The organism is Vibrio sp. 1288 (assembly GCF_033344475.1).
Window position 1 is genome coordinate 1 of the sequence record NZ_JAWPOX010001189.1, and the last position, 506, is coordinate 506.

At 44.9% G+C, this 506-nt stretch carries 1 protein-coding gene; it reads right to left on the reverse strand.

The genetic code is table 11. The annotated features are described in order from the left end of the window. Window positions 1-452: oligopeptide:H+ symporter (locus R8O11_RS31600; RefSeq protein WP_318195433.1), on the reverse strand; the 452-nt coding region annotated here is incomplete at its 3' end. Window positions 453-506: the final 54 nt, after the last annotated feature.

Sequence of the window (506 nt, forward strand, 5' to 3'; positions counted from 1 at the left end):
CCATCACGACGATTATCACCTTCATTGTATAGGTCGCCAACCATGGTAGAGATATTTGGCTTGAATAGACCGTTACCACAAATAAGCAGAGCAAGACCTAAATAGAAAGTGTGAAGTGCTCCGAAGCCTAGTGCGTCAGCCGGAAGTGCCAGTGTGAACTGGCCGATAGCCATTAATGCACCACCAAGCAAAATTGAGCGGCGTTGGCCAAGGTAGTTATCGGCAAGGTAACCACCAATCAATGGGGTAATGTAAACAAGGCCGGTGTAAATGCCATAAAGGTCGAGCGCGTCTTTCGTTGACCAGCCCAAACCACCATTCATTGTGGTATCAGTTAAGTAGAGTACTAGAATGGCACGCATTGCGTAGTAGGAAAAGCGTTCCCAGAGTTCAGTGCCGAACAATAAGAACAAGCCACGAGGGTGACCGAAATATTGATGTTGGTTTGACATAAGCTCTTCTAATAATAGTTATTACATTTTTTAACGACACCTACGTATACATTG